Annotated in this window: 12 protein-coding genes and 2 pseudogenes; 10 read left to right on the forward strand and 4 right to left on the reverse strand. The window is 48.7% G+C overall.

All coding sequences use genetic code 11. The features are described from left to right. A pseudogene (locus P1U71_RS07470) lies at nt 1-119 on the reverse strand (IS6 family transposase); the annotation flags it as partial. Between the two features lie 125 nt (nt 120-244). Between P1U71_RS07470 and P1U71_RS07475 the strand changes: the two are divergent. The 9 genes from P1U71_RS07475 (at nt 245) to P1U71_RS07515 (ending at nt 9710) form a co-directional block, all read left to right on the forward strand. Beyond that, nucleotides 245-1264 (forward strand): IS110 family transposase, encoded by a 1020-nt coding sequence (locus tag P1U71_RS07475; RefSeq protein WP_301104945.1) that lies wholly within the window; start codon nt 245-247, stop codon nt 1262-1264. Nucleotides 1265-1761: 497 nt separating this feature from the next. Further along, nucleotides 1762-2973, forward strand: coding sequence for a CaiB/BaiF CoA-transferase family protein (locus P1U71_RS07480; RefSeq protein ID WP_301104946.1), 1212 nt, complete (start codon nt 1762-1764; stop codon nt 2971-2973). Then, a complete protein-coding gene (locus tag P1U71_RS07485; protein ID WP_301104947.1) occupies nt 2970-3680 on the forward strand; it encodes an enoyl-CoA hydratase/isomerase family protein in 711 nt (236 codons plus the stop codon). The genes P1U71_RS07480 and P1U71_RS07485 overlap by 4 nt, the downstream gene beginning before the upstream one ends. A gap of 73 nt (nt 3681-3753) precedes the next feature. After that, the gene (locus P1U71_RS07490) at nt 3754-4794 is read left to right on the forward strand and encodes an aromatic ring-hydroxylating dioxygenase subunit alpha (RefSeq protein WP_301105004.1); all 1041 of its coding nucleotides are present in this window, start codon (nt 3754-3756) and stop codon (nt 4792-4794) included. Nucleotides 4795-4977: 183 nt separating this feature from the next. After that, the gene (locus P1U71_RS07495) at nt 4978-6039 is read left to right on the forward strand and encodes a C4-dicarboxylate TRAP transporter substrate-binding protein (protein WP_301104948.1); all 1062 of its coding nucleotides are present in this window, start codon (nt 4978-4980) and stop codon (nt 6037-6039) included. Nucleotides 6040-6195: 156 nt separating this feature from the next. Next, nucleotides 6196-6663 (forward strand): TRAP transporter small permease, encoded by a 468-nt coding sequence (locus P1U71_RS07500; RefSeq protein WP_301104949.1) that lies wholly within the window; start codon nt 6196-6198, stop codon nt 6661-6663. A 2-nt stretch (nt 6664-6665) separates the two neighbouring features. Then, complete coding sequence (locus tag P1U71_RS07505) at nt 6666-7979, forward strand: TRAP transporter large permease (protein ID WP_301104950.1); 1314 nt, start codon at nt 6666-6668, stop codon at nt 7977-7979. Between the two features lie 97 nt (nt 7980-8076). Continuing rightward, nucleotides 8077-8997 (forward strand): PDR/VanB family oxidoreductase, encoded by a 921-nt coding sequence (locus P1U71_RS07510; protein WP_301104951.1) that lies wholly within the window; start codon nt 8077-8079, stop codon nt 8995-8997. Nucleotides 8998-9014: 17 nt separating this feature from the next. Next, nucleotides 9015-9710, forward strand: coding sequence for a hypothetical protein (locus P1U71_RS07515; protein WP_301104952.1), 696 nt, complete (start codon nt 9015-9017; stop codon nt 9708-9710). 17 nt (nt 9711-9727) lie between these two features. Here P1U71_RS07515 and P1U71_RS07520 read toward each other — a convergent pair whose 3' ends face one another. The 3 genes and pseudogenes from P1U71_RS07520 to P1U71_RS07530 all read right to left on the reverse strand — a co-directional run bounded on the left by P1U71_RS07520 (nt 9728) and on the right by P1U71_RS07530 (nt 13195). Beyond that, the gene (locus P1U71_RS07520) at nt 9728-10405 is read right to left on the reverse strand and encodes a GntR family transcriptional regulator (protein WP_301104953.1); all 678 of its coding nucleotides are present in this window, start codon (nt 10403-10405) and stop codon (nt 9728-9730) included. A 449-nt stretch (nt 10406-10854) separates the two neighbouring features. Further along, nucleotides 10855-11550, reverse strand: coding sequence for an IS6 family transposase (locus P1U71_RS07525; RefSeq protein WP_301104954.1), 696 nt, complete (start codon nt 11548-11550; stop codon nt 10855-10857). Between the two features lie 95 nt (nt 11551-11645). Continuing rightward, nucleotides 11646-13195, reverse strand: a pseudogene (locus P1U71_RS07530) (acyl-CoA carboxylase subunit beta). A 345-nt stretch (nt 13196-13540) separates the two neighbouring features. Between P1U71_RS07530 and P1U71_RS07540 the strand changes: the two are divergent. Beyond that, complete coding sequence (locus P1U71_RS07540) at nt 13541-14782, forward strand: TRAP transporter substrate-binding protein (protein WP_301104957.1); 1242 nt, start codon at nt 13541-13543, stop codon at nt 14780-14782. Nucleotides 14783-14799: the final 17 nt, after the last annotated feature.

Raw genomic sequence — 14799 nt, forward strand, 5'->3', positions numbered from 1 at the left:
CGTTCTGCAAGAAGATCTTCAACATCCCGATAGCTCAGCGTAAATCGAGCATAAACCCAAACTGCATGCTGAATGATGTAAGGTGGGAATCGGTGCCGAGAATATGAGAGATTTTGCATTGATTGATGTTAATCCAATCCCTGTCTCATTCCCACTAAGTTAATGTGATGGGATGGACGCCTCCTGTTCCGGCGTTATTTGCGCCATAATGGAAGTTGCAGAACTTCATCAACAGGAGGCGACCATGACAGATATTACGACAATTGGGCTGGATCTGGCAAAGACTGTGTTTCAGGTTCACGGTGCCGATAAGGATGGCAGGCCGGTGCTGCGCAAGAAGCTGCGCCGGGGCCATGTATTGGGGTTCTTCGCCGGATTGCCCGCGTGCCGGATCGGGATGGAGGCCTGCGGCAGTGCGCATTACTGGGCGCGTGAGCTCCAGGCGCTTGGTCATGATGTACAACTGATCCCGCCGCAATATGTGAAACCGTTTGTAAAGACCAACAAGAACGATGCCTGTGATGCGGAGGCGATCTGTGAGGCACTCCTGCGCCCGACGATGCGCTTTGCCCCGGTCAAGAGCACCGAGCAGCAATCCGTCTTGATGCTGCATCGGGCACGGGAGCTTCTGGTGCGCCAGAAGACGATGCTGGTCAATGCCTTGAGAGGTCACTGTGGCGAGTTCGGCGTTGTCGCGCCTCAGGGCGCCTCCCGTGTCAATGACTTGATTGTGGTGATTGAAGATCCAAATGACCCGCAACTGCCCTCTTTGGCCCGCGAAGCTCTTGGCTCTCTCGTTGAACAGGTGAAAGCAGTTCAAGCTCAAATCGGCATTCTTGAGAAGAGGCTGATGGTCTGGCATCGCACCAGTGACGCGAGCCGCCGACTGGAAACAATCCCCGGTGTCGGGGTGATCACGGCCACAGCCCTTGTTGCGACGATTGGCGATGCTTCACAATTCCACTCCGGCCGCCAGCTGGCCGCCTGGCTCGGGCTGGTTCCACGACAGTATTCCAGCGGCGGCAAGGAGCGGCTTGGGCGTATATCAAAACACGGAGACGGTTACTTGAGGAAGCTGCTGGTTCATGGAGCACGAAGCGTCCTGCTCTGGTCGCGGCATAGGAAAGATAAACGGTCGGCCTGGCTGGAAGCGCTGCTGGCCCGCCGGCCCGTCAATGTGGTTCTGGTGGCCATGGCCAATAAAACGGCACGGGTTGTCTGGGCGATGCTGAGCCGGGGCGAGACATTCCGTCCCGTCGCATAAGCCAGGCGGCGGATCAAACTATAGTGCGAGGGTGATGATGATATGATGGCAAAACAGGGAAACCGGGATTGATCAAACCCGAGGTGTTGTCCGTGCCCAAAGCCCGATAATGTGACAGGGCGTCGATCCATCGGACTCCATCAGGGCCAGCGGTCAACAACACCGCATAAACAGGCCGGATAGATGACTGCAAACCCATACTGCCTCAGATCAAAAAACTCTTGCATTTCAGGAGGCGTCCATAGATGACAACACCTAGTAGGAGCACCGTTAGCCCATTTCACGCCATACAGAGACTACGTCGCATTAGTCTGACAGAACTCCATTTTCTCCATACACAGGCGAGGCCAGATTAATCTGATAGTGCGTTAAAAAATGTGATTGGCTGTATGAATTCATGCATCGATCAGAATAGAACTTGACATCAATACAAACTGTATTTAACATAAATTCACTAAGAAAATACGTATTACCAAACTGTCGAATATGAGGGACTAGTGAACTATCACAAGCAAAAATCTACCCAGTCGCAGCAGGGCGCAGACGCGCCATTGGCAGGTGTTCGAGTGCTGGAGTTCGGGCATTATGCCGCTGGTCCTTATGCGACGATGCTGCTCGCGGACTGGGGTGCGGATGTCGTCAAGGTTGAGCCCCTTGACGGAGAGCCGATGCGGCATTGGCCGCCGCTTGTGGGTAAGGATGACGATGGGACATACGGGATGAATTTCGCAACGCTTAACCGCAATAAGCGCTGTATTGAAATAAATCTGAAGGATCCGGCGGGTCTGACAAGAGCAATAAACCTGTGTAAGAGTGCCGATATCATATTGGAGAATTTCCGACCAGGTGTTCTTAATGGCCTGGGGCTTGGTTTTGAAGATGTGGTTAAAATCAACCCGGACATTGTCTATTGTTCTGTTACCGGTTATGGGCAGGCAGGGCCCTACAGGGATCGAGGGGCGTTCGATGTTGCCATTCAGGCGGCCAGTGGCATTATGAGTGTGACCGGAGAAGAGCAGGGGGCGCCAGCGAAATGTGGAGTTGCGCTTGCTGACTATGGGACGGGGGTTTTTGCTGCTTTGTCTTGTGTTACTGCGTTGCGCAGGGCTGAGAAAACAGGCAAGCCGGGTTATCTTGATGTGTCCATGTTTTCCTGCATGCTCTCGCTGGCAAATCTGCAAACAAGCGAATTTTGGGGGAGCGGTACCGTGCCGAAACGGCTCGGGTCCCGGCACCCCAAGGCGGCACCCTATCAAGCGTACCTCGGATCCGATGGAAAATGGTTTATTCTCGCTGCGGGGAGCGACCGTCTCTGGCACAAGGTTTGTGACGTGATAGAGGCACCGGAACTGGTGAATGACCCGAGGTTTTTTACTCCGGGTGCCAGGGCCGACAACCAGGTAGAGCTTGAAGAGATACTTGCAAAGGTATTCTCCAACAGCCCTGCCTCGGTTTGGACGCAGAAGTTTGATGCGGCGGCTGTACCTGCGGCAGCAATCAACAACTATTCAGAGGCGCTGGGCTCAGAGCATGTCAAAGAGACAGGCTTGTTACATCAAATGGAATTGCCTGATGGCGGGCATGTGCCGACCGTTGGAAATCCGGTTGCTTTAAGTGGCTATGATTTCAAGGTTTTTCATCATCCCGCAGATTCTGGTACTCACAATGATGAGGTGGATGCCGAATGGATCGATGGGGCAAATCAATGAGCAAGTTGTTCGTAGACATCTTGAAAGTTGAAATGCGCGGTAAATATACGAAAACCCTCTTTCTAAATCGGCCAGACAAGGCAAATGCCATGAATAGTGAGTTGGTTCGGCGACTAACAGAAGAAATTGTCAAATGCTATTCCGATCAGACAAAGCTCTTGATTATTCGAGGTGAAGGAAAACATTTTTGTTCCGGGTTCGACCGGGATCCTGAGGCGTTTAAAAGCGCTGCCAGCAGAGGTTTGCTGGGTGTTGAAATTGAATCGATGCTGCAAATCCTGGCCGGGGCTCCATGCGTTACCTTGGCGCACATACATGGCGCGGCAGTGGGTGGTGGAGCAGATATGGTAGTTGCATGTGATTATCGCTGTGCAACGGCAGATGCATCAATGGCGTTTCCGGGGTTTAATTTAATTGGTGTATCGCTTGGGAACAGCAGATTGTCACAGCGAATTGGCCCGGATCAGGCAATGAAACTAATCTTGCAGGCGAGGCGTGTCGGCGCACACGAAGCGTTTAAATTGGGCATGGTGACAAATGTAATTGAGATGGATGCAATTGAGAAGTTCACAGCCGAGCTGGAAGTTGTTCTTGAAGAGACGCCCAAGGAAGCGGTGACATCATTAAAGCAGTCCGTGCGACAAGTGGCCAATCGAGCGTTCGGTTCCGATATTTTTACCGAACATGCTTTGAGTGCATCTAGTTAGGACTCGAGAGCAAAAAAAGCCAAAGGAGGAGGCATTTCCAATGAGCAGTAGCGAGCCAAAAGCGGTGGATATTATGATCCTGAACGCTTGGTACAAAGTGGGTTTTTCAGACGAATTTGAAACAGAAGAGCTCAAGCGACATGTCGTTTGCGAAAAGGTACTTGTATTCTGGCGAACAGCGGAAGGCGAAGTTGTCGGATTTGACGATCGCTGCTGTCACAAGCGTATGCCAATCTCTGCAGGGCGTTTTCTTGAGGGCGGTGTTGTCGAATGTCCCTATCATGGCCTTGCTTTTAATTCCGAGGGACAATGTGTGAAAATTCCTTCTGCGCCCGGGGCACCAATTCCAAAGCGGGCGCGTCTCCTGTCCTATAAAGTTATAGAGCAGGATGGTGTCGTGTGGGTCTGGCCTGGCGATGCCGAGAAAATTGGCAATGTCAGACCCCCCGCGACACCTGAGATCGTTTCCCCGGATTGGGAACATATAATTGGAGAGCTTCATATCAAGGGCAACTCGGTTCTGATGATTGAAAACGGGCTCGATATCACGCATTTCTATCCGCTACATGGAAATACAATTGGTCAAGCTGCTGATAGTGTTATTGAGTTCGATCTCACAACCGGAGAGACGAATGGCTGCGATAGCGTAACAGTTACGCGCCAGGCTGATAACTATCCGCAGTCTGACGACTTCGCAGATCTTCTCACCCATCAGCAGGCTGATAGTTACAGTATTCAAACAATGGTGGGGCCGGGCACGATCATCGCGGGCCGTACACTTTGGCCAGCTGGCGGGCGTAAGGAAAACAAGGATCCGAAATGTCTCAAGAATTATCACTTTCTGACGCCAATTGATCGGAAGTCTCACAAGTATACCTACGTCGTCAATATGCCAAAGGGGCAGATGAGTGGCAGAGATCCATCTGTCCGCGCGGTCGATCGGGCGAAAGAACTTTTCAAGGATGTGTTCGCTGAAGATATCTGGGCAATCGAAAAGCAACAGGAAATGTGCGAGCTGCCTGATGGAGAATATCGCGAAGTTCTATTGAAATCCGACATGGCGCTCGCTCGCGGCAGAAAAGTTCTCGACGATTTATACAAAAAGGAACTCTAGAAGGAAATATTTGGCCGACTTAGAGGCAGGTCAAAATTTATCCATAATCATACCAAAACGAACCATCTGAACCGATTTGATAGTGGCAGACTTTTCTTTGTCCGAAGGTTCTTAATTAACGCCGGAAATGCTCAATCGCGAACAAACTGGCGCAACATCTAAAAACAGGGTTGGGAGATCATTATGAAAAACAAAGGAATAACAAAGCTAGGTTTCGTTGCAGGGGCTGTGGCCATCTCGATGATGATGTCACCGGTATCTTTGGCAGAAAGCTATCCGGAGACCAAGATGAAGGTGGCGCATGCTCTACCGGAAACATATGTCTGGTCAGAGCAGGTCGATAAATGGTTCTTCAGTGAACTTGAGCGACGCAGTGATGGAAAGATTACATCCCAGATATTCTGGAATGGGTCCCTTGTTGGCCCAAAACAGGTTTTTGATGCTGTCGGTAGCGGAGCGGTTCCAGCAGGTGCGGACGCCCAAGGTTATTATCCTGCGACACTTCCTCTAAATACGATGCCGAATTCCTTACTCGGGACTTTGACTTTTGGAAGTTCAAAGCAGGCATCAATTCTCACGCGAGAAGTTTTTGAGAAGTTTCCGGAAGTGCGGGAGGAATGGAAAGCGCTTGGTGTTTGGCCACTTTACTTTAACGCTGTTCCGAATTTCCGGGTAGCCTGTACAGAGCCAGTCGCCACTGTCGATGATCTCAAGGGTAAAAAGATCCGACAGTTCAGTGCCTATCATCCCAAAGTATGGGAGGCCGTTGATGCTGTTGGTGTGACGGTGCTTCCAGCAGAAATCTATGAGGGCCTACAGCGTGGCAGATTGGATTGTGTCTTCTATACTTATTCAGCCATTCTTAGCCAGAAAATGCACGAACAGGCAAAATATGTCAGTAAGGCAAGTTTCGGCGCGGGGGCGACCTGGCCGATTGTCGTGAACTATGACATGTTCTTTAACCAGTGGCCGGAAAGCATGAGAAAACTCTTTATTGAGGTCGCGCAAGAGGCGGAGCAGCGGAGCGTTGAAGTCGCGGAAGCTGAAGAGACAAAAGCGCAGAAAACCTTGGAGGAACTGGGCGTGACTCTAGTCGAATTCCCGGCGGAAGAGCAGAAGAAGCTCGCAGAAAAATTACCGGATTTCATCGATATCTGGGTTGAGCAGCAAAAGGGAACCGATCGTTATGATGTTGCTCAGCGAATTGGCGATTATGTGAAGAAACGCTCTACGGAACTGAACTGAGGTTTCATAGGTCAGCTTGATCGAGAAAACCAACATGCTGCTGGCGTTGTAAAATCTCCTCCCGGATTTTCTCCGCCAGCAAATGAGTGGACATAATAAATGAGAAAATTTTACAGTAATTTTTTATGGATAGCGCTTTCGATATCGGGAGTGTGCATGTTTTTAATGCTATCCATAAGTACCGCCGATGTTCTTGCATATTTGCTTTTGGGGACACCGTTTTCCGGCTCAAATGAAATTGTGGAAATTGCCTTAGCCGTTTGCATTGCCATGGCTATTGTCTACGCACATTATGAACAGAGCCACGTGAAAGTGGATATTGTTTCAGAAAATTTTCCAATTAGAACGAAAAGAGGGGTGGAGATTATAGGCCTCTTTCTCGGCACCGCCTGTACAACATTACTAGCATATGGCGCGTGGGATTTATCGATTGCCAGCACTATGGAACGTGAATCAGCCATAACACTTCACAGCTTTCCCATTTATCCCTGGAAAATTCTTTTCGCAATCGGCTTTAGCATTGCCGCCCTTGAATCCTTTCGGCAGTTGGTTATGACGTGCCTTGGACGACCACACAAGCTGAATGGGCGGCTTGATATCCCCTCGCAGTCAATGAAAGACTGACTATGACAGAACCAATTTTTCTGGGCATTGCGGGTATTGTATCTGTCCTAGCAATCGGCGCCGCAGGAATTCCGGTTGCCTATGCTCTTATGACAGTCGGCATCGTAGGGATGTGGTATGTCGGGGGTGTGAGCTTTCTGGGAACGACGATCAAAATGCTCCCTTATGCCGTGATGAGCAATTATTCGTTTGCCGTTATCCCGATGTTCCTGTTGATGGGAGCGCTGGCCTCCACCGCGGATATAACGACGGAACTTTATTCATTTGCAAACAGGTTACTGGCCCGGGTACGGGGCGGACTACTTATGGCGACGGTCGTTGCCTCTGCTATTTTCGCGGCTATCTCAGGTTCGACCATCGTCAATGCAAGTGTGTTTACACGTATTGCTTTACCGGAAATGAAGAAGTTCGGCTATGACCTTGGCATCAGTGCAGGCTGCATTGCGGCGGCTGGAACATTCGCCGCGTTGATCCCTCCTTCCATCAGTCTGGTCATTGTTGGTCTTTTGACGGAAGCCTCTATTGGTGCCTTGCTGATTGCGGGGATTGTGCCGGGTATTTTAACAGCCGTGATGTATATTCTGGGCATTGCCGTTTTTGTTCGCCTCAAGCCATCTCTTGTCCCATCGGGTGTTCCGGATATTCCGCAGGTGTCTATGTTTAAGGCAATGTTGAGTATTGGCCCAGCTCTCTTGCTTATGTTCATTGTGCTTGGCGGTATTTATACCGGGGTGATGTTTCCGTCTTCCGCAGGGGCTGTCGGTGCGGCCGGTGCTTTGCTGATTGCAGTGGCCCGTCGGAAAATGAATTTTGAAAAATTATGGATGGTTGTGCGGTCATCGGCCGGTTCAACTGCGACATTATTCTTTATCGTCATCGGAGGCCTGTTCTTTTCACGCTTTCTGACATTTGGGGGCTTTATTCACGAGATAACAGGTCTTGTCTCGACATGGCAGCTATCGCAAACACAATTTCTTATTGCTCTATCCCTTCTGTATCTTTTGCTTGGAATGTTCCTCGATACGCTTTCGATCCTGCTGGTTACAATTCCCTTCCTGTTTCCAATTGCGCTCAGCCTGGGCATTAATGAAATCTGGTTTGGCATCCTCGTGGTGAAGCTCATAGAGATTGCCGCCATCACGCCACCGGTTGGTTTGAATCTGTTTGCGGTGATGGGAGCGTCGGAGAAAAGAATATCCTCTAAAGTGATAATGACCGGGGTTATCCCTTTTATAATTATCGAGTTAATGACTTTGGGTCTGATAATTTATTTCCCGGCTATAGCTACATGGCTTCCGTCTGAAATGATGAAGTAAGCTTATGCAATTCAGCTACTTGCAAGAACCAATAAACAAACAGAGATTTAGAGAGCAATAGATGTCAATCACCATGCGGGACGTGTTCATATATTCTATGACGTTTGAAGCAGTGGATATTCTTCGAATTGAACTACGGTTACCTGATGGCGGGGATTTGCCAGCATTCACCTCCGGGTCACATATTAATCTGAAGCTGAATGACAAGCTAACCCGGTCCTATTCCTTGATTAATGATGCCAGTGAGCGGCATCGGTACTTGATCGCTGTACATAAGGATGAGCACGGACGGGGTGGATCGCGCTATCTGCATGAAACAGCACGGGTTGGACAAAAATTGCAATGCAGTGAACCTGTAAACGCCTTTCCATTGAATGAAGACGCGAACATGTCGGTGCTTATTGCCGGAGGGATCGGAATTACTCCGATCTGGAGCATGATCCAGAGGTTGGAGGTTCTGGGCAAGAAATGGGAGCTGCATTACAGAGCGCGCTCCCGCGAAAAGGCGGCGTTGCTAACGGAATTGGAGGCCTTGGGCCGCACAAGGAATATCAATATTAGCTATAGCAACGAAACCATGCGTGATATGTGTGATGTTAGAGCGATTATCGCAAATGCACCAGATGATGCCGATTTATACTGCTGCGGCCCATTGGAAATGCTGGAGGTTTTTGACGAAGTATGCGCGCCTTTAGATGTGTCCCGCGTGCATACAGAGCGCTTCCAGGCGGATGGTGAGATTGCTGTTCAAGGTGGTTTCATATTGAAGGCCGTCAAAAGCAATATGGAATTGGAGGTTAAGGAAGGGCAAACAATTCTGCAGGTTCTTCGTGATGCAGGCCTTGATCCGGCATATTCATGTGAGTCCGGTCTCTGCGGCGAATGTCAGACGCGTGTGATTTCTGGCGAACCGGATCATCAGGATCTTTATCTGACCGAAGAAGAAAAAGAGTCCGGAGAGAGTATCATGATCTGCTGCTCCGGCTCCCTCACGCCTATCCTCGAAATAGATCAATAGTGGGCGAGGTATCTGAAGTGGATAAAAGTAAGCAGCTCCACAATTTGATAGAGCATGAGTTCGTCCGTGATGAAGTCTGCGTTATCTCGATCAAGGGCACAGTGTCAGTTGAAAGTCAGGCAAACTTGAACAGGGACTTATGCAAGTTGCTGAGTGATATGTATGAAGGGCCTGTAAAGTTTGTTGTATTCCAAGGAAATTTAAGCAGAGATTATCCTGATGACTTCGTGGCAGGAACACCGGCGCCAGGAAATTTTTTTGCCAACCAAATGCAGGCGGATATGATGCAAGACTTAATATCTAGAGCGCCATATTTCTCCTTATACAGGGTGGCAGGCTTTATTGAGGATCTGTGTGCCGATATCGCGGTTTCATGCGATTGGCGGTTGATGTCGGATGCTAGCCAAATATGTTTCGCGGCGCAACGAAGCTTGAACGAAGTAAAAATCGCTTCACGCCTTGCCGAGCTGGTCGGGAATTTCAGGGCCTTTGACATGATCCTGCGCCGCCGCATCATCTCCGCAAGAGAGGCCTTAGAGATAAGTTTAGCGCTTCCGGAAGCTCAATTCGAAGATGACATTGCCGGCTTGGAGATGCAGGCTTTGACTGTAAGAAAAGAGTCGATTGCCATCATGCGTCGGGCCGTCAGGGGCCCTTTGCCAAATGATATCAGCGTTGAACGGATTGTGAGCTCGGTCGCAGCGGCGAGTTAGAGTTTGACGATAAGAGCTTACTGATACGGACTATTCATAAACTTTAAAAAATCCTCTGTTGCGCGAACGATATGTGTTCTTGCGGCCCGTTCTGCGCGCTCCGGATCCCGTTTTTCAAGCGCATCGAGGATTTCCAGGTGTTCGTTCAGGCGTCTTAGCGAGATTTCCCTTTTCTCTTCCGAGTTGCGCCAGACTTCCCAGCCTTTTTGCTTAAGCCTTAAAAAGGCCGTATCCAGATGCCGCCACTGAGCTTGCACAACCCAGTTTCCACATGAGTCTGTGATGGTTTTGTGCAATTCGTGACTCAACTGGCTGTGAGCCTCGGATTCAGCCATTTCCGGGTTATCAAGCATGCTTTCGAATTTTTCCTTGAGTTCTGCGATGAGATTGCCCGGCATTAGCTTTGCCGAAAGCCTCGCGGCGAGACCGTCAACGATTTCCCGAAGCTGATTGATGTTTCTTACCTCATCAATATTGAGCGGCCGGATTATGGCACCACGCCCGTCAATTAGATCCACAAGGAAGTCACGCTCAATGGCGCTAAGGGCTTCTCGTACAGGTGTTCGGCTAACACCTAGATCTCTTGCAAATTCGGAAATTTGCACAAGCTCTCCGGGAGCATATTTGCCTGTTATAATAGCCTTTTTAAGCCGCTCGTATGTATCCATTCGAACAGCGCCATACTTGTTCTTCATATGAAATTCTCAAAGTTCATGTAATTCAGCGTGGTACTATGCCATTGCTTATGACAATGTTTTGAAACCCTTAGTCAATTGTCGTCTGACCATATCTGAAAGTTGAAGCAGCCATGCATTTGATTGCAGGTCGCAGATCACTAGAAACAGCCTGAACTCACCCTGAATTGGAAGTTATAGGCAAACCGAATTCATGTAAAGTATAGGCATTGTCGGCAGAAACTTGTTTGATGGCCATTTGCTTGTTGATTAGGCATTGTCATCTATGGACACCTCCTGAAATGCAAGAGTTTTTTGATCTGAAGCAGGGCTGGTTCTAAGGCAATACTCCGGTGTTGTCACATTAACTTACGGTAGGCGCGGAGAAACCGAAGTAACAATACTCAGGCAGCGGTAGGGTGTTGTTACATTAACTTCCTTTAGGCGCAATGAAACCCTAGTGCTGATATTTAGGCAGCTTTGCTTGCAGATACCCAAGCACCAAATGCTTCAGCGCGATAATGTTTGAGGTGAGATCGACTGATTAAGTGACGTTGAAAGTAAAAGCTATTGTAAGTCGCGGATTGGATATTGAGAAATCTTTGGGCGGATCCCGGTGACTTAAATCTCAGCATCTTTCGTTCTCTTCCTCTGACAGGAAGATGTGAATTTTCAGCTCGGTTGTTCGATCGCTTGGAGTCGATATGCTCAGCAGTTAAGCCTAAGATTCGAAATGCCTTGTGATAGGATTTCAGCTTATCTGTGACGACTTGTGTTGGCGCGAAACCCTGCTTCTTCAATAATTTTCTCATCAGTTTTAAGGCAGCTTTGGCGTTTCGCCCTGGTTGTATAAGGAAATCCAGGACTTCACCTTTGCTGTCGACAGCACGCCATAGCCAATGTCGTTTACCACGAATAACAATGACCATTTCATCCAGATGCCAGATATCGTTGGGAGAAGGGCGGTTGGATCTCAGATTTCTGGCTATTGGGTCGTCAAACTTTAGAAACCATCTTCGAATTGTTTCGTATGAAATATCTAGGCCTCGCTCGGCCAATAGATCTTCTACATCTCGATAGCTCAGCGTAAATCGAGCATAAAGCCAAACTGCATGCTGTATAATGTAAGGCGGAAAACGGTGGCGCCGATAGGAGATCTTTTTCATCGAAGAAGATTAATCCAGCGTTGGATCATTTTCTACGAAGTTAATGTGACGATACCAGTATGCTTCCATAGATGACAAAAACCAAGATTGAATTTTTAGAATGACACCGGGGGCCAATTTGCCATTCGGTGCTCACCGACACCATTTGTCAGTGACCGGCTGTGAATGGCAAGCCTAGAAATCAAATAAGATCGAGTATCTCTTGGGTCTATTATTGCATGAGCAAAATAGGGTTCCGCGAGACTATAAGGCGTGGTATCTGCCGATAATTCTGTTGCTAAATGTTCAAGTGATTTCCCATTGTCGTCAGCGTTCCCAGTAAAAATAACACTCGCAGCAATTTTGGGATCCATAAAACTGATTTCCGATGAAAACCATGCTGCTGTTTCATCAGCTTTCCCGCCACCCATGTTGATGTAAGCCTGACCAAAGCTCTTTCTGAGAACGAGTGCCAGTTTAGGAACTGTCGCCTCTTCAACAGCGGCGAGGAAATTCATGATTTTTCCTGCCATTCCACGTCGTTCCGCCTCCATTCCGATCAAAAATCCAGGAGTATCTGCCAAGAATATGAGGGGTATATTGAAGCTATCGCAAAGCACAACAAAATTGGTGATCTTTGAACAAGAACCAGCATCGAGTGCGCCGCCCTTGTATCTAGGGTTGGTTGCGATCACACCAATAGACTGGCCGTTGAGTCGCGCCAATCCCGTCACGGCTGAGCGAGCAAAGCTCCCTTTCAGTTCAAAAAAACTACCAGGATCGACTACCGCTTCAATAGCAAGACGGATATCATAGGTTTTGCGGCGTTCATCCGGAATCAAATTTGGCAGTTCTACTGCTGCCTTATCCGCGCCAGAGGGCACAGAAATGCGCGTTGGCGCGACACGATTATGATCGGGTAGATAAGATAAGAATTTTCTGATTGCTTCTAGTGCCTCGTGATCGCTATCAACAATTTTATCGACAAGACCGGTAATTTTACCGTGGACTTGCGCACCGCCGAGCTCCTCTAGTGATCCCGCTTCCCCAATTGAGCCAGAAGTGACATTAGGGCTCGACACTGCCAAAATCGCGTCGCGACGCATTATCGTAAAATCAGACATGACGCACACGAACGCACCGCGACCATAGGTAAGGCCTAAAACGCCAGCTGCTGTTGGAACAACACGCCGACGAAAATAGTATCCTGACTCCCCACCGGCACCTATGCCCGCCGCGCCCATAACGTCTGGAAGTCGCCCGCCGCCACACTCCATCAGATTTACCAGCGGATGACCATTGCTATTACAAAGATCCCGAATATGATTATATTTTTTATCTGAATTCTTCCTGATGAAGCAGCCGCTGTGGAAAAATCAGCAGCATTGATACCCATTACACGACCGTCAACGCGCCCAAATCCGCAAACAGCAGCGTCGCCCGGCGTACGGTTACGCATTTCCGGATTGATGCTAGTCGCAAAAAGGCCAAACTCTTCAAAACTATCGGGCTCAACCAACTCACGGATGCGTTCGCGTGCGTTTAGAATACCCCTAGACTTTCGTTCCGATAGATGTCGGGCAGATCCCATTCCTTCAGCTTTTTCTTTTCGTTTTTTAAATTCTGAAAAATTTCTATCAAAACTCATCCCTAGTCTCACTTTCATAATTGGTCATTTTTCTAACTATAGTGCCATAGATTGTTTTTGCGGGCTTTTTTCTCCCTCAACGCTCGATCCTCTAACGGGGCGTCAAACCATCGGGCGCCGTTAATCTGGGGCGCCGCTGCCCATCCTTGACGGTATCAAAATGAGATAGAATTTTTGTATTGCCGCCGCAAAGAGGATAACGCCAGTCTCGCATCAATGCAGTCACGTGGTTTTCCTCCGGCAAAATCTAAAACTACTTGACACCTGACGAAATAATATGAATGAATAGTCAGTCATATTAGTATAAGGAGCGAATCCGACACCAAAATCAAGCATTTTGTCTAAATATTATGGCTGATAAACATGGATATGACCACTTCCAAATATTCCGTTTATAATGAATGGATAGTCATATTTCTCAATAGTTATGGCAGATTTGCAGAAAAGTTGGATTCAATAAAAAACGAGCCGAATTATAAGTTGCACAATAATAGGAGCAAGATTGAGATGATAAAATCACTGGCTAAGCGGATAGCAATTTCGCTAATAAGTTTAATGCTGGGGGGAGGGATGGCCGTCACGGCTATGGCCGATGATCCCATTACATTGCGTCTGTCGATGCACCAGGCGACCAATTCGCCCGAAAAGAAACGAATTATCGATCCGTTGGTTGAGTTCATTGAATCCAAGAGTGACGGTAAAATTAAGGTTGAGGTTTATGCGAACGGCACCCTGCACGGTGCAGCTGAAGGGTTCAAGGCGCTTGTCACGGATATCACCGATATCGCCCCGACTTATCCGATCTACCAGTCTCGTAGTTTCGACTTAAACCATGTCACGAACCTGCCCCTGGCGTTTCCTAATGCCTATGTTGGCGTGCGTGTTACAGAAGAATTGTACCCTGAGTATCTGGCGGCGGAATGGGAAAAGTTGGGAGTATATCCTCTGTTCTATCCGGTAACCGCAACGTATGACCTGATCACAACAAAACCCATAGTATCAATTGCCGACCTTAAAGGTATGAAGATCCGGGGCGGCGGTGCTGCTCTGAATGAAATTATCGAGCGGATGGGTGCGACGCCCGTTACCATCAAGAGCCCCGAAGTTTACGCCGCGTTTCAGCAGGGCGTTGTTGATGGGCTGTTGTTTAATACGGCGAGTATCCTGTCTTTCCGGCTCGATGAAATCGGTAAATATTACATCCCACTTGGGATTACACGGGTTGGTATCGCATGGGGTTACAGTCCAAAAACGTTCGCCAACCTTTCACCTGAGCTTCAACAAGTCATGTTTGAGGCCGGACGGGAAGCATCCATACTGTATGCCGATTACGTCACTGAAGACACCGATGCTGCAATAGAAGCTATGAAAGAGAAAGGCGTGACGTTCGTGGAACTGCCGCCTGAAGATCTCCAGATGGTAAAGAATGCAGTTGCGCCAATGTGGGCTAAATTCATCGATGACAATGAGGCGGAAGGCCGGCCAGCAAAGGCCCTGGTTGAGGCATTGCGCGAAAAAACGGATAAGTATGGTGCAATGACACGGGAAGAGTTTGTCGAGCTTCAGCGGACTAATCCCGTTCAAGGACTATTTCCCAACAAGTAAAGGAAACGAAGAACAGC

Source organism: Sneathiella sp. (assembly GCF_029233945.1).
Taxonomy (GTDB): domain Bacteria; phylum Pseudomonadota; class Alphaproteobacteria; order Sneathiellales; family Sneathiellaceae; genus Sneathiella.